Origin of the sequence: Endozoicomonas arenosclerae (assembly GCF_001562015.1) — a bacterium.
Classification (GTDB): domain Bacteria; phylum Pseudomonadota; class Gammaproteobacteria; order Pseudomonadales; family Endozoicomonadaceae; genus Endozoicomonas_A; species Endozoicomonas_A arenosclerae.
The window spans coordinates 1-25,177 of record NZ_LASA01000052.1; the positions used below are offsets into that span (position 1 = coordinate 1).

At 47.7% G+C, this 25,177-nt stretch carries 23 protein-coding genes and 1 pseudogene; 10 read left to right on the plus strand and 14 right to left on the minus strand.

What is annotated here, in order from left to right; translation table 11 throughout:
- Nucleotides 1–223 (minus strand): annotated as a pseudogene (locus WG89_RS04240) (hypothetical protein); the annotation flags it as partial.
- 469 nt (nucleotides 224–692) lie between these two features.
- Between WG89_RS04240 and WG89_RS04250 the strand changes: the two are divergent.
- The 4 genes from WG89_RS04250 to WG89_RS04265 all read left to right on the plus strand — a co-directional run bounded on the left by WG89_RS04250 (nucleotide 693) and on the right by WG89_RS04265 (nucleotide 3,779).
- A complete protein-coding gene (locus WG89_RS04250) occupies nucleotides 693–1,265 on the plus strand; it encodes an RNA polymerase sigma factor (RefSeq protein ID WP_062261762.1) in 573 nt (190 codons plus the stop codon).
- Nucleotides 1,262–2,092 carry an anti-sigma factor family protein gene (locus WG89_RS04255; RefSeq protein ID WP_062261765.1) on the plus strand — a complete coding sequence of 277 codons (831 nt, stop codon included), beginning with the start codon at nucleotides 1,262–1,264 and terminating at the stop codon, nucleotides 2,090–2,092. The genes WG89_RS04250 and WG89_RS04255 overlap by 4 nt, the downstream gene beginning before the upstream one ends.
- Nucleotides 2,093–2,128: 36 nt before the next feature.
- Nucleotides 2,129–2,959, plus strand: a complete 831-nt coding sequence (locus tag WG89_RS04260) for a substrate-binding domain-containing protein (RefSeq protein WP_062261769.1) — start codon at nucleotides 2,129–2,131, stop codon at nucleotides 2,957–2,959.
- 97 nt (nucleotides 2,960–3,056) lie between these two features.
- On the plus strand, nucleotides 3,057–3,779 hold the full coding sequence (locus WG89_RS04265) for a hypothetical protein (RefSeq protein ID WP_062261772.1): 723 nt from the start codon (nucleotides 3,057–3,059) through the stop codon (nucleotides 3,777–3,779).
- A gap of 43 nt (nucleotides 3,780–3,822) precedes the next feature.
- Here the strand turns inward: WG89_RS04265 and WG89_RS04270 are convergent, their stop codons facing one another.
- The 4 genes from WG89_RS04270 to WG89_RS04285 are packed head-to-tail and all read right to left on the minus strand — an operon-like array spanning nucleotide 3,823 to nucleotide 8,233.
- Nucleotides 3,823–4,578: an SDR family NAD(P)-dependent oxidoreductase gene (locus tag WG89_RS04270; protein ID WP_062261776.1), complete on the minus strand. Its 756-nt coding sequence runs from the start codon at nucleotides 4,576–4,578 to the stop codon at nucleotides 3,823–3,825.
- Between the two features lie 27 nt (nucleotides 4,579–4,605).
- Nucleotides 4,606–5,622: a zinc-dependent alcohol dehydrogenase gene (locus WG89_RS04275; RefSeq protein ID WP_062261778.1), complete on the minus strand. Its 1,017-nt coding sequence runs from the start codon at nucleotides 5,620–5,622 to the stop codon at nucleotides 4,606–4,608.
- Nucleotides 5,622–6,914 carry an alkyl sulfatase dimerization domain-containing protein gene (locus tag WG89_RS04280; protein ID WP_062261781.1) on the minus strand — a complete coding sequence of 431 codons (1,293 nt, stop codon included), beginning with the start codon at nucleotides 6,912–6,914 and terminating at the stop codon, nucleotides 5,622–5,624. Before WG89_RS04280 ends, WG89_RS04275 begins: the two co-directional genes overlap by 1 nt.
- 53 nt (nucleotides 6,915–6,967) lie before the next feature.
- Nucleotides 6,968–8,233, minus strand: coding sequence for a sulfotransferase family protein (locus tag WG89_RS04285; protein WP_062261784.1), 1,266 nt, complete (start codon nucleotides 8,231–8,233; stop codon nucleotides 6,968–6,970).
- A 164-nt stretch (nucleotides 8,234–8,397) separates the two neighbouring features.
- Here WG89_RS04285 and WG89_RS04290 point away from each other — a divergent pair, with 164 nt between their 5' ends.
- Nucleotides 8,398–9,009: a TetR/AcrR family transcriptional regulator gene (locus WG89_RS04290; RefSeq protein WP_062261787.1), complete on the plus strand. Its 612-nt coding sequence runs from the start codon at nucleotides 8,398–8,400 to the stop codon at nucleotides 9,007–9,009.
- A gap of 2 nt (nucleotides 9,010–9,011) precedes the next feature.
- Here the strand turns inward: WG89_RS04290 and ptsP are convergent, their stop codons facing one another.
- Nucleotides 9,012–11,285 (minus strand): phosphoenolpyruvate--protein phosphotransferase, encoded by a 2,274-nt coding sequence (ptsP, locus tag WG89_RS04295; protein WP_062261790.1) that lies wholly within the window; start codon nucleotides 11,283–11,285, stop codon nucleotides 9,012–9,014.
- 208 nt (nucleotides 11,286–11,493) lie between these two features.
- Nucleotides 11,494–11,988 carry an RNA pyrophosphohydrolase gene (gene rppH / locus WG89_RS04300; RefSeq protein WP_062261793.1) on the minus strand — a complete coding sequence of 165 codons (495 nt, stop codon included), beginning with the start codon at nucleotides 11,986–11,988 and terminating at the stop codon, nucleotides 11,494–11,496.
- 349 nt (nucleotides 11,989–12,337) lie between these two features.
- On the opposite strand from rppH, the gene WG89_RS04305 reads away from it, so the two are divergent.
- The 3 genes from WG89_RS04305 to WG89_RS04315 all read left to right on the plus strand — a co-directional run bounded on the left by WG89_RS04305 (nucleotide 12,338) and on the right by WG89_RS04315 (nucleotide 15,102).
- Nucleotides 12,338–12,994: a histidinol-phosphatase gene (locus WG89_RS04305; RefSeq protein ID WP_062261797.1), complete on the plus strand. Its 657-nt coding sequence runs from the start codon at nucleotides 12,338–12,340 to the stop codon at nucleotides 12,992–12,994.
- Between the two features lie 241 nt (nucleotides 12,995–13,235).
- The gene (locus WG89_RS04310) at nucleotides 13,236–13,991 is read left to right on the plus strand and encodes a tryptophan 2,3-dioxygenase family protein (protein ID WP_062261800.1); all 756 of its coding nucleotides are present in this window, start codon (nucleotides 13,236–13,238) and stop codon (nucleotides 13,989–13,991) included.
- A complete protein-coding gene (locus WG89_RS04315) occupies nucleotides 13,981–15,102 on the plus strand; it encodes an aminotransferase class V-fold PLP-dependent enzyme (protein WP_062261803.1) in 1,122 nt (373 codons plus the stop codon). Before WG89_RS04310 ends, WG89_RS04315 begins: the two co-directional genes overlap by 11 nt.
- Nucleotides 15,103–15,237: 135 nt before the next feature.
- On the opposite strand, the gene WG89_RS04320 is transcribed toward WG89_RS04315, so the two are convergent.
- The 3 genes from WG89_RS04320 to tnpA all read right to left on the minus strand — a co-directional run bounded on the left by WG89_RS04320 (nucleotide 15,238) and on the right by tnpA (nucleotide 18,272).
- On the minus strand, nucleotides 15,238–16,086 hold the full coding sequence (locus tag WG89_RS04320) for a sterol desaturase family protein (RefSeq protein WP_079253651.1): 849 nt from the start codon (nucleotides 16,084–16,086) through the stop codon (nucleotides 15,238–15,240).
- A gap of 334 nt (nucleotides 16,087–16,420) precedes the next feature.
- The gene (locus WG89_RS04325; RefSeq protein ID WP_062261809.1) at nucleotides 16,421–17,614 is read right to left on the minus strand and encodes a class I SAM-dependent rRNA methyltransferase; all 1,194 of its coding nucleotides are present in this window, start codon (nucleotides 17,612–17,614) and stop codon (nucleotides 16,421–16,423) included.
- A 187-nt stretch (nucleotides 17,615–17,801) separates the two neighbouring features.
- The gene (gene tnpA, locus WG89_RS04330) at nucleotides 17,802–18,272 is read right to left on the minus strand and encodes an IS200/IS605 family transposase (RefSeq protein ID WP_062261812.1); all 471 of its coding nucleotides are present in this window, start codon (nucleotides 18,270–18,272) and stop codon (nucleotides 17,802–17,804) included.
- 387 nt (nucleotides 18,273–18,659) lie between these two features.
- Between tnpA and WG89_RS04340 the strand changes: the two genes are divergently transcribed.
- Nucleotides 18,660–19,433: an SDR family NAD(P)-dependent oxidoreductase gene (locus WG89_RS04340; RefSeq protein ID WP_062261820.1), complete on the plus strand. Its 774-nt coding sequence runs from the start codon at nucleotides 18,660–18,662 to the stop codon at nucleotides 19,431–19,433.
- A 107-nt stretch (nucleotides 19,434–19,540) separates the two neighbouring features.
- Here the strand turns inward: WG89_RS04340 and WG89_RS04345 are convergent, their stop codons facing one another.
- The 4 genes from WG89_RS04345 to WG89_RS04365 form a co-directional block, all read right to left on the minus strand.
- The gene (locus tag WG89_RS04345) at nucleotides 19,541–20,044 is read right to left on the minus strand and encodes a hypothetical protein (protein ID WP_062261823.1); all 504 of its coding nucleotides are present in this window, start codon (nucleotides 20,042–20,044) and stop codon (nucleotides 19,541–19,543) included.
- Between the two features lie 174 nt (nucleotides 20,045–20,218).
- Complete coding sequence (locus tag WG89_RS04350; RefSeq protein WP_062261826.1) at nucleotides 20,219–20,701, minus strand: GNAT family N-acetyltransferase; 483 nt, start codon at nucleotides 20,699–20,701, stop codon at nucleotides 20,219–20,221.
- Between the two features lie 57 nt (nucleotides 20,702–20,758).
- Nucleotides 20,759–22,555, minus strand: coding sequence for an acyl-CoA dehydrogenase C-terminal domain-containing protein (locus WG89_RS04355; RefSeq protein ID WP_062261828.1), 1,797 nt, complete (start codon nucleotides 22,553–22,555; stop codon nucleotides 20,759–20,761).
- A gap of 374 nt (nucleotides 22,556–22,929) precedes the next feature.
- Complete coding sequence (locus WG89_RS04365; RefSeq protein WP_062261835.1) at nucleotides 22,930–23,580, minus strand: TetR/AcrR family transcriptional regulator; 651 nt, start codon at nucleotides 23,578–23,580, stop codon at nucleotides 22,930–22,932.
- Nucleotides 23,581–23,916: 336 nt separating this feature from the next.
- Between WG89_RS04365 and WG89_RS04370 the strand changes: the two genes are divergently transcribed.
- Entirely contained in the window at nucleotides 23,917–24,972 is a 1,056-nt protein-coding gene (locus WG89_RS04370) for a glycosyltransferase family 32 protein (protein ID WP_172806709.1), read from the plus strand.
- Nucleotides 24,973–25,177 lie beyond the last annotated feature (205 nt).

The window sequence follows — 25,177 nt, forward strand, 5'->3', positions numbered from 1 at the left end:
GCACATAGACTTCGTGGACTCTTTCGAACGCAATAGAGGCCAGTAGCTGGTGGTAACAGCCCGTTGCTTCCATAGCCAGGGCTGTTGACTGGGGCAGAGAGAGAACCCACTCCGTGATCTCTGTGGGTGAATTAGCAATACGTTTGAAAGAACCATCCTGACTACAAATGTCTAACCATTGAGAAGACACATCAATACCAATGAAGTTAAGTATTGTTTCCATAACGGTCACCTAGATCTAATCTTCATACGGGGGGGGGGGTGACCACAAGCTGGCGTTAGCTTGCAAAAATTGTCTACCGTAAGGTAGGAGTGCTCCTAATCGTCGCTCATGCTTGTGGGTGGGGATTTCTCAGTCAGTCTGTCCGAAAGGCAGTAAGCAGTCGATGCCCCTCACCCCCGCCTCTAACTTTATACAAATAATTAGAGACAGGTTAAACATACAAGCCTGTCGAAGTGCATTACCAGCCCCCTTCGACAAGCTCAGGATGAACGGAGTATCTGTGAGCGTCTGCACTAGTGTGGCAAGTCCAGGCTTGCCTCCTTTTCCCAAGTTTTAGCTCCTTCCAGAAATCACTTTTCCAGTCCTTGTTTAAGAGCCTATAAAAAATTTCTGATTTTTTTCAAAAAAAATGGGAATAAAAGCAGAGCTCACTCCGTCTTCTAGGGTGAGTAATCTTTATGGTGTACCCATGTCCAATTCTGGAAAACAGTTTCAACAGCTAACGACACCCTGGCGTGATCGTTTGTTCTCTGTCGCTGTCCGTCAGGCAGATTCTCGACAGAAAGCTGAAGACTGGGTACAGGAAAGCATGCTCAAAGCCTGGAAACATTTTTCTGACCTCAAGGAGTCTGAGACCGTTTATGCCTGGCTGCTGAAAATTCTTCATAGCGTGATCGTTGATGATGTACGACGTGAGTCCAGAAGAGCCAAGCTCGCTCCAGTTGTTTGTGTTGAAGATGAAGAGCTACAAAAACACTCTTCTTCATCCGCTGGTCCCTTTGAAGAAGTCTTGCAGCAACAAAATCATGACCGGATAAGCAACGCTATCTCAGCCCTGCCTTGCGAATTTCGTGAAGTGCTCCTGTTCAGGGATGTGGAAGGCCTGAGCTATCAGGAAATCAGTGAAATTCTCGACATTCCAAAAGGTACGGTTATGAGCCGCCTTTCCCGGGCAAGAAGAATGTTATCCAGCGCCCTGATTAAATCGAGCGATCACAGCTCGACCCACGTTCGCACAGAATCCGCAGGAGGTTTTACATGAACACTTCCTACCACACCGATAGCTCCAAACTAGCTGACGACACCAAGTGGCAAGAACTGCACGCTTCACTGCAGGATATGTTGGCCGGTTACGTCGACAATGAACTGGAAGAAGACGAGGTTCTGATTCTGGAAGCGCATCTGGCAGGTTGCAAGCTCTGCCGGGATGACCTTGCCAGACAGTTTGCACTCAGCCAGCACTTGAGAGCCCTGCCTCTTGAAAGAATGTCTGCCAGTCTCCACGACAAACTGGACAAGATTACCGAGCAACCCCAGGTTGAATCAAAAGTCACCCAGCCTCAAAAGGCATCAGGTGGCTCTGCCACTCGCTGGCTGGAACGGCAATGGCTGAAATTAACCTTCTCCGCAGGTGGGTGGGCTACTGCAATGGCATTGGTCGTAGCCCTTTATATGCAACAGATGCCAAATCCTCCCCATAGTGACATTCCTATGGTGGCAGATGCACTGTCGCAGTATACGACAGCTCAACAAAACACACTGCCTGTTTCTCAAAAGCTTTCGGAAGTACCTGCCAGCTGGCCGGGTGGAACCCTTCTCTCAAGCTGGGAAACCACTATCGGCGGTGCACCGGCGCAGGTCTATGCCATGCGTAGCGGTAAAGACATTGTTTTTCAGTACCGCATTGACGAATCCGTGCTCTTCAGAAACCCGGAAGTTCGTGAGGCCATTGCCCGTCAGGGACGTTTCACCAGCGAAAAAGACGGTACCGAAATTCGTGCCCTGCCCATGAAAGCATCTGGCTTGCTGATGGTAGGCCCCTGCAGGGCCATGCCGGCTTCAAACGAATTAACCATTAACACCATTTGAATCAAATAACGATTAACCTCGAGTGAGACCTTAGGAATGAAGAAATTTAAAACACTGGCTGCATCCGTTGCTCTGGCAACCCTCTCAGCAGCTTCCATGGCTTCAGCTGCAGTAAACACCCCGGACACTCGTGAGGGCGTTTTTTACGATGCTTCCATCCAGCATCAGCCTGCTGACGGTGTCATCAGACTATACGGCCCTGGTGGTCCACACTCTGCACTGATTAAAGTGGCACAGGCTTATGAAAAGAAAACCGGCCAGAAGGTAGAAGTTATTTTCGGACCTGAAAAGAAGTGGAGCCGTGACGCCCAGGCTAAAGCGGACATTATCTTTGGCTCATCCGAGCAGTCCATTACCGCTTACCTGGAGAACTATCACTTTATCTCCGAGAAAGACGTTCAGCCCGTTTATATTCGTCGTGCTGTTATCGCCGTTAAAAAAGGCAACCCGAAGAACATTCAGGGCTTTAACGACCTGCTGAAAGAAGGCACCAAGGTCGTCGTTACCGAAGGCAAAGGGGTCTATAACACTTCCGGTACCGGTGTATGGGAAGACATTGCTGGCCGGGAAGGTTCTCTGGAAGACATCCAGAAGCTGAGACAAAACATCGTCGCCTTTGAAAAAGGCAGTGGTGCTGGCTTTAAGTCTTTTAATGAAAAAGCAGATGCCTGGATCACCTGGATTGACTGGCCAATGACCAACCCGGCAAAAGCTGATTACGTTGATCTGGATAAGAGCCGCACTATCTACCGTGATATGAATATCGCCGTCTCTCCAAAAGCTGACCCGGCTACTGCTGATTTCGTTAAGTACCTCAACAGCGATGAAGGTGAAAAGCTGGTTGCTACTCTGGGCTGGACTCGCTGATCCAACCCTGACCTTAAAGCTTGTGTGTTTTTGCTGGAGGCATAGGCCTTCAGCATTTTTTCACACTATCTCGATACTCTCAGGAACAATCAAAATAATGAAAAATCGACTGATAATGATGGTTATGACCACTGTGCTGGGTAGTGCATCAGCATGGGCTTCGCAGACATCCACTACCACAGCTATGGGTGACGTCTACACCGATTACAGTGGCAAAACCCTGTATACCTTTGCGAAAGACAGTGAAGGCAAATCTGTGTGTGAAGGCGACTGTGCCGTAAAGTGGCCACCTTTCCTGGCATCGGGTGATAGCAGTGATTATTTTGCTAACACTCCAGGATTCAGCAAGATCAAGCGAAATGATGGCTCCCAACAGTGGGCAAAAGATGGAATGCCTCTGTACCGCTGGTTCAAAGATGAGAACAAGGGCGATATTACAGGTGCCGGAGTGAAAGGCGCATGGCCTGTGGCACGAGTGGATGATGTAACACTCAAGCTCTATAACAATGGTCAAAGTCGCTTTCTGGTTGATGCTGACAACATGACGCTTTATACCTTCGACAAGGATCAGCAAAACCAGTCCAACTGCTACGGTGATTGCGCCGTTAAATGGCCTCCCGCCTATGTTGATGCGAACTTAACCAAAGATGGCATCAACAACATCAAGCTGTCTGGCGGCTTTGATATTATCAAGCGTAACGACGGCACCTATCAGTGGAGCTATCAGGGTCAGCCTCTTTACCACTGGTTCAAAGATCAGGCGCCTGGAGAGACCTCTGGAGACGGCGTTAAAAACGTCTGGCATCTTGTTTCCAAATGAAGACATAACGCCTGGAAAAGCTTTCTATTTGGCTGAGATTTCCTCAGCCAAATACTGAATAGCCACCGTCTACGATCAGGGTTTGCCCGGTAATGTAGCTGGCGTGCTGACTAGAAAGAAACAGTGCGGCATTGGCGATATCTTCAGGATTCCCCCAACGTTTCAGCGGCGTTCGCGCCATAATCGGATCATTCATTTGAGGAATATCTTTCATCACAGACGTCATACGGGTATCAATCATGCCTGCGGCAATCGCATTGGCACGAATACCATGCTGAGCCCAACTGATTCCCAGTGTTTTACTGAGTTGCACCAGCCCTGCCTTGGCAGCGCCATAGCCTGGCACCATTTCGTGACCAAAAAAAGAGGTCATGGAAGCAATACCAATAATGGAAGCTCCACCCGGTAATTCACTTTTGGTCAACAGAGGCTTACAGGCACTGGCCAGATCAAACGTCGATGTCAGGTTAATTCTCAGAGCCTGATCAAACACTTCCGGATTCCACTCATCCTGACCCCCTGGCAAACTGGCTCCGGCATTGTTGATCAGAATATCCAGTCCATCGAGTTCTGCTGCAAGAGACTGTATGGCTTCCCGATCTTCTACTTTAAGTGTTTTGTAGGTGAAAGCAGACAGGTCATTGTCATAATCCTGTGCTGTCTCCCTGGTACCCGTAATAGTGACTTGAGCACCCGCAGCAGCAAATGCTGAAGCAATGCCGTGTCCTATACCATTACTGCCCCCGGTAACCAGAACCCTGGCACCGCTGAAGTTATATTCTGCGCTTGCGTTGATCATGTTTTTTCCTTGTTATTCTTCAGATCATTATGATTGACAGTTCACCATCACTTTTATGGCTGATTCAGGGTCCCGAGCCGTATCCAGTGCCTCATCGAAATCCTGCAGGGCAAAGCGATGACTGATCATTGATTGTGGATGCACCTTGCCACTCTCCAGCATTTCAATAACCCTGGGAAATTCATCGGGATAGGCCATGGATGCGGTGATGGTCAGTTCACGAATCAGAACATTCACCAGATCAAGCTGCACAGGTTCTTTATGGACCCCTACAACAACCAGCCGCCCACCTCGTTTCGACAGGCTGACGGCCTGCTGGAATACAGCCCCTGCTCCCGTGGCTTCAAAATAAAGATCTGAATCCGGAACAGGCATTCCCATCAGTTTGGTAACGCCATGCCGTTCTTGTAGAAAGGCAGACAGATCACCACTATCAGCCTGAAATGGAACAGCGCCCAGACTTTCCGCCACTCCCAGGCGATATCTGGAGCGATCAACGACAACCACTTCTTTTAGGCCGTAATAACTCAGCACTTGAAGAATTCCGAGCCCAATAGGTCCTGCGCCAAAAATGACAGCACGATCTTGAGCCTTCGCCTGCCCTTGATGCACGGCATGCATGGCCACAGACAAAGGCTCTATCAAAGCCCCTGTTTCGAAGCTCATACCTTCTGGCAGTGGCATCACTGCCTGCTCATCTTCAGAAGCACCCCGAACCTTCAGCAAGGGTGCAAAACCACCTTCTGGGCCATAGTTGCCAATACCATTTCCATTGGCCTCAGGATTTACCGTTACCCGGTCGCCTACACGAACGTGGCGAACCTTATCACCGGCTTCCAGCACTGTACCTGCCAGTTCGTGGCCCAGAGGCATCGGCGAGTCTGCTCCCAAACCGCCTCTGGCAATGTATCCCAGGTCCGAACCGCAGATACCGCACTGCTCAACCTGAACAATGACATCATCAGGACCAGCAACAGGGCGGTCAATCCAATCCAGTTGAACCTTATTCTGGCCGTGAATCCTGACTTGAGGCATTTGTCTCATCACAGAACCTCTTCCTTCTCAGCCTGAGTCTTCAAAAGAAGCTTCTTCCGCTGGTTCAGTTGATCAACCTGATTCTCCAACCAGGAAGTCAGCCAGAAATTCTCGCTGTAGAGCTTCAGCTTTTGATGAATCTCTACAGCTGTAGACAGAGCTTCCTCGTTGTCGTCTTTTGAGAATGCGATATCCAGCAGATGAAGCGCTTCCTCATACCGCCCTTCCAGCACTTTTTGTTGAGCCCTATCCACCAGCACTTCAATGCCTCCAGCCAGTTCAACCAGATCACCATAAACAGACGACTGGGGAACATCATAAAGCTCTGTGGTGGATTGATGATGGAACCAGCCTGCGTAATGTTCCCAGATTGCTCTTACTCCCCAGGACACCTTGCCATAACCCTGTCCCACTTCTATCTCAGGAGGGATCGATATTTCCTTCATCAGGGTATGAACATCCTTACCTTCATTCATGCCCTTCACGGTTTCATCGTGGACATGGAAAATGGCATCTCGAAGACAGGTCAGTTCTTCCTGAATCACTTTTTTTCCGACAACAGGGGAATGATGGCCATAGACAATCATTTCAGGTTCCAGATCCAGAACCGTCTGAACAGCAGACGCCACGGTCAAAGCATCACGATAGCGATCGCCTCGAATCGTCACCAGATTGGGAAAGTGGCCAAAGGGGCAGCCAAAGAGATTGCCGGTAAAACAGATATCATGCTGTGGGAGCCAGACAATCAGGGAGTCATTGGTTTCCGCTCCGGGCACGGCGATCAGCTCAATATCGAGCCCTCCGAGCGTAAAGCAGTATTTGTCTTCAAACAGGATGTCAGGAGCAGGAGCATCCTGAGCTGGAAAATCACTGAGCCCCTGATCGGCGTAATACTGGAAAACATCAACAAACTTTCTGGTAAAGGCAAATGCTGAGCGATTCCCTCTGAAATCTGAAAGTCGCTGGTCGTATGCCTGATGCTCTGTGTTACCTGTCTGGGCGATGACCTTTAAATCGTCATGCGCTTCTCTGAAGTAGCCGACCCCTCCAACATGATCCACATGTCCCTGAGTGAGGATCAGATACTTTGCTGAGCCCGTTGAAAAACTTTCAAAATTCTTCTTGTGAATGGGCGCTTCGAAACCCATACCCGAATTAATCTGAATGTTTCCGGCTGGGGTTTCTATCAGGTAGCAGTTGGAAAAACCCTCAGACATGATGATGAAGTCATTGATGCGCTCCCCGCCTAATCGTGCAGGTTCCGGCGCCACAGGGCGGGATTTATAGATGGGTTCTCTCATTATTATTTTCCCCAATTGAGTCCGTTTTTTTAGTGATTTAGACAGTACGAAAACTATTTGGACTCCTGCTTTACCGGGAACTGCTCATAATAAAAGCTGAATCTCTGGCTTAACGTTTCCCGGGATACTCCGAAATCGCCTTCAAGATCGTAAATGACCTGACCTTCCTTGCCGCGAGGGTGCGCATCGATGTAATCCTGCAGTTGCTTCCTGGCTTCTGTCGTCATTTCCAGGCCGGCCTTTGCATAAATTTGCTCAACCATAGCCAGATCATCAGCCATAAATTCATGAAAAGGCACATCAATGCTTTGATCTTCCGGTAACTTGCCTCGATCTGCAGCGCAGGCTTTCAAAAGGTGTTCAATGCGATCAGGCCAGTAATCAATCAAACTCCCCGTATTGACTGACTTGCGACTCATTCTATGGCCATAGGCCAGCATCGTTACTGTCGATTGAATAACGGACACAGGATCACGATGAGTAACTGCAATCGTTGCATCAGGAAAGACTTTTAGAAGCACCGGTAACTGCTCAAGATGTTGAGGACACTTTAGAACCCAGCGCGTTGGTCTGTCTGTATCCCTCTGCTGCCAGGTCAGGATTTTCAAGACCGTTTTCATGTATTCATAATGAGGGGCCTGATCGGTTGAGTAATAATGATCTCTCCAACGAGGGGAGTGGCTCAGCCACTCATAGTTGTAAGAAGCAAAATCAGGCCCCATCAGCTCCAGCTCTTCATGAATATGATCTGGGTTCATGGGGTGCATGGCAGCAAGGTAGGGCGTCGTCTGCCTCATCATTTCCCAGGTATCACTGCAACGCTGATAACGAGGATCAGTGCCGTCAGGCAGCAACTCTTCACCTGGAACAGGCACTGGCTCGTAAGACTCCCACAGTGGCAGGGCTCTCAACCTTTCATCCGAGGCCATCAAATTCAACAGATGGGTTGTACCTGAGCGAGGTAAGCCTGCCACAATAATGGGCTTTTCAATTTTGATGTCATGAATTTCAGGATGCTTTTTCAGCAGGTCATGAATCAATAAACGACTCCTGGCGTGCTGAACCAGCTTATTACGCAAACTCATTCGGCCTATCTGTCTTAGACCCGAGTCACTGTTCCACTCATCAACCAGAAGATCCAGACGCTCAAGGAAGCCCTCTTCACCGAAATCATCCAGACCGGTTTTTTCTCGGGCTTCTGCCAGGATGGATTCACGACTCAGCTCCACTTGCAGGGCTTCATCAAACTCCAGAATACTTTTCTGGAGATCAGAATAAACCGGATCAGCCAGATCATTAATGCGAATCTCTTTGCTCATGTCACTCTCATTATTTTTTCATGATGCTTCATCATCTGGATGATGAAAAAGGTCACTTCGAGACTTAATATGCACGTATTAACTTAAAACTTAATACGGAGGTATTAAAAAATCAAGTCAAATGCTTTATCATCTTGTTTATCTGATAACTCAAACTTCACAGCATGAAAGCAGCCCGAAAAGACACGCTAACAACACGACAAAACCTGACAGATGCCGCAGAAAAACTGTTTGCTGAAAAAGGCATAGACAACGTGAGTCTGGTGGATATCAGTCGGGCTGCCGGGCAGAAGAATCGCTGCGCCCTGCAATATCATTTTGGTGACAAGATAGGTCTGATCAACGCCGTGTTGGATAAACACAGTAAAGAGATAGATCATGCCCGGGGAGAAATGCTGGATGAGTTGATTGAGAATGGAGAATGCTCACTCCGGGATGCTGTTTGCATTCTGGTCAAACCCCTGGCGAAAAGAGTCGAACTGAGCGAAGGCGGAAAGGCTTTCCTGAGTATTAACAGTCAGATGATGTCTTCTACCCAGTATGCAGACTTGCGAGTGCAACGGGTTCCTCTTCTGCCAGACACTCAGAGGCTGTCGTCCATCTTCAAAAAGAAAATAAAGGTCAACTCACCCGATGAGTTCCACGCCCGTATGCTGATTGTTGATTGTATGCTGTTCCACAGTTTGTCTGCTTACAGTTCGCGAGCTGTGAATCTGGAGTGGGAAGCTTTTATTGAAACACTGATAGACAGTATTACAGCGGTTGTAGAGAGGTAGGTTTAGCAGGAAAAACGTTTACTCTTGATGCCCATCACTTTGCCGAGTCCTTCCCGGCACAAAGCCAGTTCCAGCGAGCTGCGGATAACCTGAGAGTTATCCAGAGTCATCACGTCTTCAAGGATTTCCCTGGCACGTTCCAGGGTGATTTTTCTTAGCGCCCATTTCACTTTCAGCAAGTTAGTGGCACTCATGGAAAGCATGTCAAAACCCATGGCCAACAGAAGTACTGAAGCCACAGGGTCACCGGCCATTTCGCCACATATGCCCACCGTTCGGCCTTCTTTGTGACAATCTTCAACGATCTTTCTAAGTGCCTGCAATACAGCAGGATGGAAAGAATGATAAAGGTCAGCCACCCGGGGATTGTTTCGGTCTACAGCCAGCAGGTATTGGGTCAAGTCATTGGAGCCAATGGAAAGAAAGTCCACCCGCTGAGCCAGTTCTCGCACCTGATAAACAGCAGCAGGCACCTCAATCATCACACCAACAGGAGGCATCATGACCGGCAATCCTTCAGAAAGCACTTCTCCATGCGCCCTGTGGATAAGGTGCAATGCTTCTTCCACCTCAAAGACACTGGTTACCATCGGTAACATGATGCGAAGGTTATCCAGCCCCACACTGGCTTTGAGCATGGCCCTGATCTGAACCAGGAAAATCTCGGGATGATCCAGAGTTACCCTGATACCCCGCCAACCCAGGAAAGGGTTATCTTCTTCGATAGGGAAATAAGACAACGCCTTATCACCACCCACGTCGAGGGTACGCATAGTAACCGGTCGGGGAGAAAAGGCTTCCAGCTGCTGACGGTAGATTTTTTCCTGCTCTGCTTCACTGGGAAAACGCTCCCGAAGCATAAAGGGCACTTCTGTACGATAAAGGCCAACACCTTCTGCTCCCCGGTCAAGGGAACGAACCGCATCAGTCATCAGACCGGTATTTACCCAGAGGGGCAATCGGTGTTTGTCCAGCGTGATACAAGGTAGATCACTGATCGCCTCCAACCCTTCACTGAACTCCTTTTCCTCTTCGACGACCTCTCGATAATGCTCCAGCAATTCTTTGGACGGAGAGGCATATACCAACCCCAGGTTGCCGTCTACGATCAGCTGCTTGCCAGACACTTTGTGATAGGGAAGATCCACCGCCCCCATCACCGTAGGAATACCCAAAGCTCGAGCCAGAATAGCCGCGTGAGAGTTACTGGACCCCTGAATAGAGATCAGGCCTGTCAGCTTTTCACGAGGCACATCCGCCAACATGCTGGCAGTGAGTTCTTCGCTGATTAAAATGGTTTGATCAGGATAAGTAACACATTCCTGATCGTGCTGCTGAATACTGGCCAGAACTCGGCGTCCCAGATCTTTTACATCGACAGCACGCTCACGCATGTAAGCATCGTCCATCATTTCAAAATTACGAACGTGCTCGTCTATAACCTGCCTGAGTGCTCCCGGAGCCCAGTTACCCTGCTTGACCCGGTTCTTGATTTCCAGGCCCAGGGCATTGTCGTCCAGCATTCTCAGATAAACGTCGAACAATGCCTGCTCTTCTGCCGGAAGGTGACCTGAAAGCTTGTCGGCCGTCGTCTTCATCTCTGTACGGACCGCTTCCAGTGCCAGATCCAGAGACTCTAATTCTTTCTTTACATCATGACAGGGACGATCAGGAACGGCTCCCAGATCGGCTACCGGGGCCACCACCACTGCTTCACCAATGGAGACACCGGTGGCTCCGGGTGTTCCCTGGAAGCGGGCAGTTTTACGGGTATTGACGGTAACGTGCAGGGAACCTGTCGCTTCTGCATGAGCAATAACACCTGCCAGTTGTGCTGACATGGTGACCAGAAAGGCTTCTTCATGCTCGTCAAAACGACGCTGCTCTTTTTGCTGAACCACCAGAACACCAAGAATCATCCGGTGGTGGATAATAGGAACCCCCAGAAAAGCATGAAACTTTTCTTCGCCGGTTTCCTTGATGTAACGATATTTAGGGTGAGAGGAGGCTTCTTTCAGGTTAATGGGTTCTTCTCTCAAACCCACCTGACCGATAAGACCTTCTGACTGGGATAATCTGGCAACACCGACAGCCTTTTTGTTCAGGCCTTCTGTCGCCATCAAAGTGTAACGTGCCTGTTCAGCATCATAAAGATAGACCGAGCATACTTCTGTCTCCATCGCTTCCCGAACCCGCTGCACAATAATATTCAGCGCAGCCTGCAAATCCGAGGCGGCACTGACTTCCTGTACAATCGTACGCAGGGTGTTCAGCATGATGACTTAATCCAGTCTATCTATCTCCTGTGTCTGTTATCATAAAAATAACAGACGCCCAATCCTGTTGTTTACCATGAAATGGTTTTCATTATATGACAGCCAATTCATCGGTTTAGCGTAACAGCAATGAATACTTTTGCCCGAGACTACCCACCACTAACCACTGACTGTCAGCAATAAAAAATAGCCTCAGTTTATGCAAAAGTCATGAGTCTTTATTCGCTTGCAGGCGTCCTATTCGGGGAGCCAGTTCGCGCAAAGCACGACGGTAGACCTCCCTTTTGAATGAAACGACCTGTCCCAGTGGATACCAGTAACTGACCCAGCGCCAGCCATCAAACTCTGGTGATCCTGTATGATCCACGCTAACCCGGTCATCACTGCTCAACAGTTCAAGAAGAAACCATTTTTGTTTCTGTCCAATGCAAAGCGGATGCTGGTCTCTACGAACCAGTCTTCTGGGCAGGCGATAACGCAGCCAGCCACGAGTGCAAGCCAGAACCCTTACGTCTTCCGGCTGAAGCCCAATTTCTTCATACAGCTCGCGATACATGGCTTCTTCGGGAGTTTCATCATCATTAATGCCTCCCTGGGGAAACTGCCATGCTTCCTGTCTGATTCGCCTGGCCCACAGGACCTGTCCGTGATGATTAGCGAGGATTATGCCCACATTGGGCCTGAATCCATCTGTATCAATCACGTAAGCGGCTACCTAAAACTATTTCTTACTTTGCATTGTTTCATAAACCGCTGCAAAACAGCAACGAAGATCTGTGCAATCTGGATGCCACTTTTGATAAGCAGTCTATTGTTTCAACTGACTCTCCATCAAAACTATGACAAACGTCTCAAAACCAGTAAAAAAGAACCATTAAAGAGAAGAGTCGGGATCATTATTTAACAGAAGAGAGTCGTCTTAATAACTTCTCTCAATCGGATAGAAAAGAAGTTGTTTATCAGGATTAAAATGACAGAAGGTCATTGCTGCAGGCATTTTCATAGTACACTCACTCTTCATTTTTCAGCAGTATGGTCTGGCAGGAGGTTCTGTGACGCTGGCAATTTTTGATCTTGATAATACCCTGATCGCAGGTGACAGTGATTACCTGTGGGGGCAGTTCATGGCCAACGAAGGCATGGTGGACGCTGCCAAATTCAACGAAGGCAACGACTATTTCTACCGCCAGTATGAAGCAGGCACGATGGTTCTTAGTGAATATCTGGACTTCTGCCTTGAGCCCCTGACCCATTACACACTGGATGAGCTCAAGGTCTGGCATGACAAATTCATGGCCAACACCATACGTCCCATCATGCTGGAAAAAGCAGCGAGCCTGCTGAAAAAGCATCGTGACCAGGGCGATCACCTGATGATTATTACAGCCACCAGCCGATTCGTGACTGAGCCCATTGCCAGAGAGCTGGGTGTCGACACTCTGCTGGCCATTGACCTGGAGATTAACAATAACCGTTACACAGGCAAAGTTGTTGGCACGCCCACTTATCAGGAAGGCAAGGTGATCCGCCTTAAAGAATGGTTAAAGGAGAACCCGGAATTTTCTCTGGAAGGCAGTTACTTCTACAGCGATTCCAAGAATGACTTGCCTTTGCTGAATCAGGTGGATTATCCCTTTGCTGTAGATTCTGACCCTGAACTGACCGCCGAGGCTAAACAAAAAGGCTGGCCAGTGATCAGCTTGAGATAATGCTTCTAAAAAATGTTTCACCTCGCCCGTGAGGTGAAACAAGCCAAAGGCAAGATTAATTTCACTTTCTCCCCCCCTTTTTCTGTGCTTTATTTTATTATGCTTGAAGAGGCAGCTCACTCTACAAAGTGAATCGTCTCTTAATAAAAAAACAACTAGAAACCTTAAAAAGCATCCTGCTTCGCTCAGGCAAAGCACTATCCCACCGGATGCTTTTCAAAACATTAAAAGCGGAGAAAGTATGGACAGATCCCAGTTCTACGCTCTGATGGAAGGTGAAGGTAAGCTGGACTACGAAGTTTATCTGAACACCCCACAGATTTTGAAAGCCCAAAAAGCCATGGCTGATCTTTGTAATAAAGATGAACTCATGTTTCAGGTTGTTCACCAGGTTGAAGAACTCTGGATGAAACTCATCGGATACACCCTGCTGGACATTGATGACTACCTTCAGGAAACCAACACCCATCGAGTAGTTACCCTGTTCCAGCGTGTTCATCGGACACTGAACCTGATGATCAGTCAGCTTCACCTGCTGGAAACCATGTCTCCCAAGGAGTATCAGGAAATCCGTTTGCAGCTGGGTAATGGCAGTGGACAGGAATCTCCCGGGTTCAGAACATTACTGAAAATGCCCCCCTTCCTCTGGGAGAGTTTCCAAACTCACTACCTTGAGAAGAATGGGCTGACCGTAGAAAAAATCTACAACTCAGAATACAGCCACTGTGATGCCTATGTTGTGGCAGAAGCCCTCACAGAGTTTGATGAACTGTTCCAGTCTTTCCGTATCCACCATCTCAAACTGATCTATCGCACCATTGGCATAGGTTCCAAATCACTGAAAGGTCGCTCGGTAGAGCTACTGCAAAGAGGCATTCAACACCGGTTTTTCCCTGAGCTTTGGGATATTCGCGGGGAAATGACGGATTCCTGGGGAGGCGAATACGGTGTCAAAAGAGACAATCTAAGTAAAAAAGAAGCCGCTCATGACAAGTAAATTCAGAGAGCAGTTTCACATTCCTGATCAAAGTGCTTATCTGTTGAACCACTCAGTGGGCTGCCTGCCTAAAACCGCTAAAGAGCATTTCCAGAATCATTTTCTGGAGCCCTGGAATCAGCATGGCAGCGGTGCATGGGAACACTGGCTCAACAATCTGACTGAGTTCAACGCAGCTCTGGCTAACATACTGAATGGTGAAGTCCAACAATTCTGTCCTCAGGTCAACTTGTCCAGCGCATTAACCAAAGTCATCGGTTCTCTGCCTGCCGCGCCTTCTGGCAGTCATATCCTGCTGTCAGAGCGTGACTTTCCTTCCATGGGTTTTGTGATTCAGAACCTGTGTAAAAGTTTTGGCCTGACCGCTCGCTTTATTCCTGAAGATACTGACCTGACTGACTTGAACCAGTGGGATGAAGTGCTTACGGACAAGACCTGGCTGGCTTTTATCACTCATGTTCAGTCCAATGACAGCCTGCGGCTTCCCGTCGCTGAGATCACTGCTCTGACTCGGCAAAAACAGATCATCTCGGTGGTGGACATTGCCCAGTCAGCGGGCATTGTGCCTATTGATCTCAAAGCCTGGAATGCAGACTTTGTGATTGGGTCCAGTGTTAAATGGCTTTGTGGTGGGCCGGGCAGTGGTTATCTCTGGGCCAGCCCATCAGCGATTGAACAATGTGAGCCCATGGATGTCGGCTGGTTCTCCCATCAGGATCCCATGGAGTTTGATATTCATCACTTTGAATACGCAGAAGGGGTCAGGCGTTTTGCCGGTGGTACACCGTCCATTATGCCTTTCACTTTATCAGCACAGAGTATTCGAACTCTGGACAGAATCAGTTCCGCAGTTATTTTTGAGCATAATCAGAAGCTGATTAATCTTATTACTGATCAGATTAATAGAGAGATGATTCGTTCACCTTTGGAACAGGATCAACGAGGCGGGACTCTGGCCATCTCTTTCAAAGATGACCAGAAAGCCCTGGAGGCCATGCAACGTGCTGGTATTGCTTGTGATCGCAGGTCTGAAGGGCTGCGCTTTTCGCCTCACATTTACAACATGGAGGAAGAAGCAGACCAGCTGATTGAAGTGATCCATTCACTTTAACCACCCCTGGTGTGACTAAGCGCTAAACCCCATACCGTTCGCACTGAGCCTGTCGAAGTGCATTACCAGCATCCTTCGACAAGCTCAGGATGAACGGAGTATGTATGACCTCAACAGCTCCTAGTACCTTTAAACTCAAGCGGTGACTTTTTTGCCTGAGGGTTTGTTCTGGTTGCCGCTTGATGGATCGGGCTTCCTGACCATGGGCCAGAACAGCTCTTCTGTCCAATGATAAGAGCGACCTTTTGGTAGGCCAAAACGTTTCTGCCTGCGGTTAGGGATTTTGGCTGTCCCGAACAGGACATCAAAGATAAACAGGGTAATGGCATAATTGCCGTTCAAGTGTGAACCGGGTCCCCAGGCATGATGTGCGTGATGAGTATCAGGAAGCGTGATGACTTTCTCAAGCACACGCCAGAATGGCTCACTCCAGGGCATTTTTTCACGCAACCAGAGATCCCAGCGAAAGGCTGTGTGTGTGCTTGCATTGACAAAATAGGTCACCATAACAGCCAGCACATAAGGCATTCCCACACCCAGATAGATAGCAAAAGGACCCACCCAGAGCTGGGGCAGCATCATTGTCCAGAAGATATTGTATCGGTACAGAACCCCCATGTTCAGATTTTCAGCGGTATGATGGGTCCGGTGAATTTTCCAGAGCCACTCTTTTTCATGAGTGAGCCTGTGCAGCCAATAATGTGCAAACTCCTGGAATACAAAGATGACGGCAAATGCCGCCCAGAAGTTTACATGACTTAAACCTCCGGCATGATCTGGAAACCAACTGACGGCCAGGTAACCTGCAAACCCTGCGACGATAGGCCCAGCGAGTAAGCCGTGAGAAAGCAGTCCCGCAATGATAAAGCCGCCATCCCGCTTGAGTCTCTTCGCTCCTTTGAGCTTGCCCGACAGAATTTCCAAGGTAAAACCCAGTCCAAATATCAGAACCACTGCAATCAGCATTATTAGCTGTTCACTCATAACATCACCACTTCTTCTTTTTATATTGAGTCTGGTGTTACTGATGGGCTGTACTGCTGGCCTCAACAACTCGGATCAATCCGTTTGAGCTTGGCGAACTCCCTCTATAAAAGCCGGAAGCATCGCTTTTCGCAAAAGAACATATCCTTTATTTTCTTTGCGGATTTTAAAGTGGAATCTAAGTTAGCCAGACAATATAAATCAATCGACTTAAAGATGATTTACAAAGCCCTTATGAACTCTATAAACAGGGATAGATGAACTTTTACAAAACTCATGACCGCAGACCCGAAGGCCTGCGTTTTCGAGGAAAAAACGAATCAGATTGAAGTGATCAGACCCGGGTGACTCGGGCAATGATCGCCTTGATGTATTCTGTTTCTGGAATAGCAGGCAGAACAGGATGATCAGGCCCCTGGTGGCCCTGCTCAATGATTTGCAGATTACGATCAATATGGCGACTGCCCGCTCTCAGGGCATCAAACAGTGAATCCTTTTGCAGGTGCATAGAGCAGGAACAGGACACCAGAATGCCATCCTTTTCCAGCAACCTCATAGCCAGTTCATTAATACGACGATAAGCCTGCTCACCGGCTTTGGTATCTTTACGCTTTTTGATGAAGGCCGGTGGATCGACAATCACTACATCAAATCGCTCACCTTCATCTCTCAGGGCTTTCAAAGCAGTGAAAGCATCACCCTGAATCGATTCCACCCGATCAGCCAAGCCATTCAGTTCAGCATTGTCATGAACCAGATCAACCGCCTGTTCGGAAGCATCAACACAAACCACCTGGCTGGCGCCAAAAGCGGCACACTGAACACCCCAGCCACCGACATAACTGAAAACATCCAGCACTCTTTTACCATTTACATAATGACGTAGACGCTCGCGGTTCAGACGGTGGTCATAGAACCAGCCTGTTTTCTGGCCTTTCATAACCGGTGCCTTGAACTTTACGCCGTTCTCTTCCAGCTCTACCTGTTCAGGCACTTCGCCATAAGCCACTTCGACATATTCAGGCAGCTTTTCCAATTGACGCCCGGTGCCATCGTTTTTCAACAGGATGCCTGAAGGCTTCAAGACTTTGACCAGCGCTTCAACAATCTCATCCTTCACCACTTCCATACCGGCTGTGGACATTTGTGCCACAACAATATCACCAAAGCGATCTACCACCAGACCCGGTAATCCATCACTGTCGCCAAACACCAGACGGTAGAAAGGCTTGTCGAAAACTCTCTCTCTCAGGCTCAAAGCAACCTGAATACGGTGCACCAGCAGCGAACGATCCAGAACATATTTACTGTCACGACTAACCAGACGGGCACAGATCAGACTATTGGGGTTGATATAGCCCGTACCCAGAGGTTTGCCTTCAGCACTTTCAATTTTGATCAGCTCACCCACTTCAAAGTTTTTCAGGGGAGAAGTCTGGGTATCAACTTCGTTGCTGTAGATCCAGAGATGGCCAGCTTTTAATCGACGGTCAGCCCGGTTCTTCAGGCGGAGAGTTTTTAGCGTCATGGGGTTACAACCAGAGCGGCAAGAGGGATAAGCGCTCCATTATAATAACTAGCGCCATATTCTCCAAAGCGACTATTGATGAGAAATTTAAAAGCCATTAAGCTCAGCAGGGTCTTATAGGGAGTAGAAGGTTTCAATGAACTACCCCGCAGCAAGCTGCGGGGTATCCTCAGTGCAACTTGAGTGGTCAGTCCATAAACAGACTGATTTGGTTCGGACTTATTTCCTTCCGGTGTAGCTGCTTGCACTCCGCATTGCCTTGGTTTTTGACATAATTTGCAATTACATCTTCATTACCATGCTGGCCGACAGTATTCATAAAATATCCTGAACTCCAGAATGCTCCACCCCATAACTTTTGCTTAACTTCAGGGTTTTTCTTGAAAACTTCACGTGCCGTGATGCTCTTTACTTTCTGAGCGATCGACTTCGGACTCATGGTCGGTACCGACTGTATAAGAAAATGGACATGATCCTTATCAGCACCAATTTCTAAGAAGTAAATTTCATAACGCTCTGAGATAGCCAAGCATACCTCCTTCAACGTCTTGTCTACTTCATCGCTAAAGACCACTCTTCGATACTTTGCTGGACAGACCAAGTGATACATAAGAACAGTGACATTGTGGGATTTGTGGATGAACCTACTTTTAGCCATCCACAAAATGTAGTCACAAGTTCATGCTGCGGCTAATGCCGCAGAAACGCAGCAAGCTGCGGGGAATATGACCCGTAGAGATTCAAGCCAGCAAGCTGGATGATACTTTAAAGCTTGAACTCACAGCACAAGCCCAAGCCAGTAAAGAGATAGCCAGCCCTGCTGCCTAAAAAACAAGCTGACAATTAAGAGTCACTCCAGGCACTCAGTAGGAAGGGCTCATTATTTTGCAAACTGGCAAACACATAAAAGTAAACAAAATATAAAAAGTACCCATAGTATACTTTTTGGCGTACACTACCTCGTACTTCTAAGACCACTGACTTAAATTCTTTGTCCCCGACAAGGCTGACGTCAGAAAATAATAAAAAGAACAGGAGTATCTCTATGGCCATGCAGGGCAATGTCGTGCTGATCACCGGTGGTGGCAGCGGTATGGGAAGACTGGCAGCGCAGCGTTGGGCTGAGGCTGGCAAGCAAGTTGCCATATTTGATATCAACGAAGCAGGCCTTCAGGAAACCGCTGAAGGTTACGAGACCATCCACCCTTTCGTAGTCGACATCACTGACTATGAAGCGGTAAAGAAAACCGTAGAAGAAGCTGAGGCGAAGCTGGGCGCCATTGACCGACTATACAATTGCGCAGCGATCATGCCTCTGGGCAAACTGCTTGAGTTCAGCCCGGAACGCACCCGCCAGATGATGGATATAAACTACATAGGTCTGGTAAATATTACCCACTCGGTGCTACCCGGAATGATTGCCAGAGGAAAAGGTGACTTCATCAGCTTTGCTTCAATGGCTGGCTGGGTTCCCATGCTGCTCACCGGTGCTTATTCAGCCAGCAAGTTCGCTGTTGCCTGTTACTCCGAAACCCTCTATCACGAGAACATCAATTCCGGCGTTCGATTCGCCTGTGTCTGCCCACCAGCAGTTGCAACGCCCCTGCTTAAACAAGGTAAAGAAACCGCCTGGCCAAAAATGCTTCAGGAAGGTGATGACCCTATTGCCCCAGCAGAAGTCATTGATGCCATTGAAAAGAGCATTGATAAAAATGAATTCTGGGTATTCCCCAACAGTGCGGCCAGATGGGGTAACCGGGTTCGCAGAATGTTCCCTGGAGCACTCTGGAAGCATGTTCATAAAGTGGAAGGCTGGTAACAACAAGCTCTAAAATTTATTCAACTCTCTAAGACTACTCTGCTGTTTTTTATACGAGAGCTGACCTTCGATTTAAGATCAGCTCTTTAAACCCTCTAAACAACACTTCAATGGTGCGAGGGGCACATCTTTTTCATTGTGAATTTATGATTGAACTCTGTTCTCGGTATAGCACCATCGCTACCCGGTTCTAGAAGAAGGGGTTCAGACTTAGCTTCAGTATCTTCAAGATATGCAACGTTACGCATACCTGCAGGAATTCGGAATATCAGAGTGCTATCAGGAAATCGGCTGACAGCGGTCTCTGAATCAGACTTATACTTTTCCAGATCTTTCCCAAGAAGAATAAATACCAGCTGAGTTGGAGTCACCAGTGTCTCTAATCTGTGTACACAACCCGATTCTTCTTGCTCAGAACTGGCATCAGCAATGTACTTTCTACACTCATCATTAACCGCTTCTAGGATGTATTTGCAGGAAGTGTCATACTTCGCATCATAGGCATTTAGAGGCCAAACCACCTGAGTCTCCACGAGACTTTCCGCATAACTATTCATTGCGAATAGCATTACACATAACATTGTGCAAAAAACTGACTCTTTCATCTTCATTTATCACTACCTTATATAAGCCACTCTCCCAACTGAGACAGAAAAGCCCATACATAGTTCAATTAATAAAGGAAGAATCAATAGAGTTTAAGCTATGGCTTGCTATATAAAGTCAAAAAGCCAACTGTGAAATGCAAAAATACCGCTCAATATGGAATATTTATTCACATCTATTTAAAAATACTGCGGTATTTGTAAAGGCAACGGACTTTTGTTGTTGAAAGATAAAACCATGCAAGTTGTATCTTTATAAGGTTGATTAGCACTAACAGATTCAAAACCCTGCCTTCGGTAAAACTCGGGATCAATGTCTGAAAACAGATAGATGCCCTTTGCACCCGATTTGCCAAGATTATCGGATATTTCTTTCACCAGCCTTGATGCATAGCCCTTCCTGAGCTGATCGTCTCTGGTCGCAACCGAACCAACACCAAAACAACCTTCAGGTAAATTAAAGAGATTCTGATAAACAATCAGGGACGAAACTGCAATACCTTCACTTTCATAGACATACCAGACTCCCTGCTGGTACTTTTCACTCTCATGGCACTCTTTCAGATAGAGTTCTTTTGTATCTCCATCTCCCCAGGCTTCATAGCCCATCAGGAAGATTTCATCCCATTCAGATCGCCTGGCTTTACGAATCCCTGTACTCAAAAATGACCTCTACAGAAAATGTGTGCTCACCAGAGTGATCTGGTGAGCTTTTTATAATCAGACAAACACAAACTCTTCTTCAGTCAGAGTCATGGTGCTTTCAGCTCCAGCCATAATGGCCGCCTTGTGCACCTGAGCTCTTGGCAACAAACGCTCAAAGTAGAATTGTGCAGTGGCTACTTTTGACTTGTAGAGTGGGTCGGTTGAACCTTCAGCAATCTCTCTTTGGGCAACATTCGCCATCTGCATCCACAGATAACCCAGTATCACATAGCCGGAATACATCAGGTAATCGACAGAAGCCGCCCCCAGTTCATCCGGGTTAGACATGGTCTTCTCACCCACATGCATGGTGATTTCGCCCCACTCTTTGTTCAGAGCCTGCATGGGTTCAATGAACGACTGAAGACTTTCATTGTCACTGTTAGCCTTGCAGTACTTGTGAATCAGTTTTGTGACACTGGCCAGCAAGGCCCCCTGGCTACCCATAACCTTTCGACCTAAAAGATCCAATGCCTGGATACCAGTGGTCCCTTCATAAATCGTGGATATACGTCCATCTCTTACTATCTGTTCCATACCGTGTTCAGAGATATAACCATGACCACCAAATACCTGCATACCGAGATTGGTGACTTCCTGAGATACCTCAGTACAGAATGCTTTGGCAATCGGAGTCAGCATACCCAGCAGGTCTTCAGCCTGTTTTTTGTCCTCTTCGTTGCCAAACTTCTCATGGTCCACCAGCTGCGCCAACCAGTAAACGAATGCCCTGGAACCTTCCGTGAACGCTTTCTGGGTCATCAGCATTCGGCGCACATCGGGGTGAACAATAATCGGGTCAGCAGCACCATCGGGATTTTTAGGGCCGGTGAGAGAACGCATCTGCAAACGCTCACGGGCATAAGTCACAGCACCCTGAAGCGAGGCTTCTGACATGGAAAGTCCCTGAAGTGCTGTCCCCAGTCTGGCGGAGTTCATCAGCTTGAACATGATATCCAGACCACGGCCTTCTTCACCCAACAGAACAGCCCGGGCACCGTCATAGTTCATAACACAGGTTGCGGAGCCTTTCAGACCCATTTTTTTCTCGATAGAGCCACAGGTAATGTTATTAAACTCTCCCATGGAACCGTCTTCTTCCACCCAGTATTTAGGCGCAATAAACAGAGAAACACCCTTGGTGCCTTCTGGTGCCCCCTCTACACGGGCCAGAATCGCATGAACAATATTGTCGGTCAGATCCTGCTCGCCACCGGAAATAAAGATCTTGGTGCCTGACAGTGTATAGGTTCCGTCGCCATTGGGTTTGGCCTTGGTGCGCAATAAACCTACATCGGATCCACAATGAGCTTCGGTCAGACACATGGCTCCCGCCCACTCACCGGTCAGAATCTTTGGCATGAAGCGCTTCTTCTGCTCTTCTGTACCGCCATTCAACAAGCAGGTTACGGGAGCCAGTGCCAGGCCTGTATACATGTTGAACGCCCAGTTTGCAGAACCAGCCAGTTCAGAAACATAGGCTCCTACCGAATTTGGCAGTCCCTGGCCGCCGTCGCTCTCTGAAACACCCATTGCCTGCCAGCCACCTTCACCCCAGAGCTTGAAAGCTTCTTTAAAACCGCTGGGCGTAGTCACCTTGCCTTCATGAAACTGACAACCTTCCTCATCACCGACTTTCTGAAGTGGGTGCAGGGTGTTTTCTGCGAACCTTGCGCCTTCTTCAACGATGGCATTGAGCAAATCCGGCGAAACCTGCTCGCATCCCTCAAGACCGGCATAGTGCTGCTCAGAGTTCAACAGATCATTCAATACAAACTGGATATCACGTAATGGCGCTTTATATTCAGGCATGTCTCAGTCCTCAGATACTGTCTTCCGTGAACTGTCTTATTGGCACATAGAAACCTTGTTCTATGGCTGTCTGATCCATTCAGAGGCTTGCTTCGGTCAGGGAAAATTGAAGCCTGGAGACTTCATACTCTGTCAGCTTCTGGCACGATCAATTAAGACAATTGTTCGAATCTTTATGGGATGAACTCTAATGGAAAGGAATTTTATGGCAATACTCCATTTGCACTAGGGAGAATGTCTGGAGAGGGCTTTTTGATTTAAATTGAACGGCCAGCAAAGAACCGGCCTTTAACAAAGAGCGCATAGCGCGAATAATTTCTCATTCCCCAAGGTAATGAGAAATTATTACAGACGCTAATTTTGCTATTCGTGGCTTACTCTACGCCTGGCAAAGCATCCTGCTCCATGCCACCCGCGAGAAACTCAATCAGGAATTGAGACTGCTGACTCAGGTACTCCGGTGTCCAGGTTTCAGGATCCAGACGACACTGCTGATCCCAGCGAGCCACAGTATGGATCACAAGAGAGCCCATAAAGGTCAGTCGAGCATAGAGTTCTTTAACACTCAAATTCGGAAGAACCGTTCCAAAAGCTTCGGTCATCCGAACAAGGGAACTGCTTCTTGGAGTGTCCATGGCTACGATTTGCTGGTTACCACGCTGAAACAACTGGCTGATCAGACTGGTATAGGAGCTCTCCTCTCTGGAAGTCTTCAGGTGCTCCATGTAGGGAATCACCAGTACCTTGGCCAGATCCCGGGTGGCGGGAGGCTCTTCCCGATTGAGAATATCATCAAGCATCTCGTGACGCTTCTGGTTCAGCGGGATCATACGGTAATCGAGAATGGCGTTGATCAGCCCTGCCCTATCACCAAAATGGTACTGAACAGCAGAATTATTTTTCTGCCCTGCGGCTCGGGCTATTTCACGATCTGAAACAGCATCCAACCCTCTCTCGGCGATCAGCCTTTCCGCTGCTTTTACCAGCGCTTCCTTAGCGTCTGTCAGCTGTATAATTGCATTCATAATGGTGCCATAAAGATTAAGTGATTTAACTTAATTAAATTACTCACTTTAATATCATTTAAATTAAAACTGGTCAGTTCAGTTATATTGGCTGCCAGTTGTCAAAAGCCTGTCTATATTATCTCAATTATTTGTTTTGAAATGCCGCCATTTAGAACCCTTTGCAAGTAAAGAGGGTGGGATAATGGCAGTATTTCTGACTCAAAGCTGTTTGATACAACTGTGCACAGCCCCTTAAATCGAACGCCAGCTTAACATCTGTGGCCTTTGTGGGGCGAACTCCATTTGGAGCTGAAGTTTTAATTCTACTGCACCGGTTAAAAAATGGATTCCAAATTGATAAGCATAAAAAACGGGGTACACCCAGCACTTTTTAGCGTTTGTCGGTCACTCATTTTGTTGTTTGCCTTGCTTTCAGGCATTACCGAGGCAGCGATCCCGGGCAAAATTCATCAAATATGGATTGGTGAAAAGCTACCCGAATACCTGGATATCATCAGCCAGAGTTTCAAAAAGGTCAAAGGTTGGGAGTATAACCTGTGGCGTGCCACTCAAGACAATTTTTTCGATCCTAACGGGAAAATCACCCGATATACCTGGACTGAATCAGAACACATCGTCCAAGAATACTTTATAGATGAACTTTTTGACAACGAGTATTCGATCATAAAGAGCATTCTTGTACATAACAAGACATCCAAAGACAACCATCTGGCCAGCCTGGGAGATATACTCAGATATCGGATCGTTCATGAGTTTGGCGGCTTTTACTTCGACATGAAATTTGAGCTGCTCAACCCTGAAGAGCTGTCAGACCTTGCCAGACAACCTTTGTACAATATGATAACAGCCAATGAGTTTGCCTTTAGCAGCGCTCAAAAAGGTTATTTGAGCAATGGTTTTTTTGCAGCTGAAGCACTCCATCCTGCTCTAACCAATATGTTATTCACAGCTCATCTTCTGGAGGAAAAAATCCCAACGTCGAATGTTGATATATTTGGCCCCGGTTTTTTTCTTCGGGAGATAGAAAACTGGTACCGCATTGCAGACCCTGAGAAAAAACAAGGGTGGCTGATGCTCCCACACACAAAAATTTATCCTTACATTGACTGGGCTCCCAATGATGAAGACTTAGCTGCTGATACAACACCAATAAAACCCATCCGGAAGCTGAGAGAGGCTGGCTATGATTTCTGCTATGTCAAAGCCGATCCTCAATTCAAATTTCCACAAATCTATTTAAGAGAAATGAATTACCTTCGCGTCAATGGCGGCTCCGGGTTCTTTTATCAGTACCCATGCAAAAAATACCCTGATGCTATTGCCATGGATCACTTTGACTCCGGCAGCTCCTGGAACAGTCACGATCGTTACGCAGGCAAACATCGATAACTGACACCTTGCCAGAAAACCATTTCTCGAAAGGTGCTGATTAAAGTGTCAGGCTTCCCACTCTGCTTTTTTCCTGAATAACTTCCGGCCACGAGCATTTACGTTTACTCTGAGAAGTGAAACACTATCGCCTGACCGATCTCATTCTGTACAGTCATTTACCCAATGACTGCAGTTTCAGGCGCATACCCGGAAAACCCTTCCG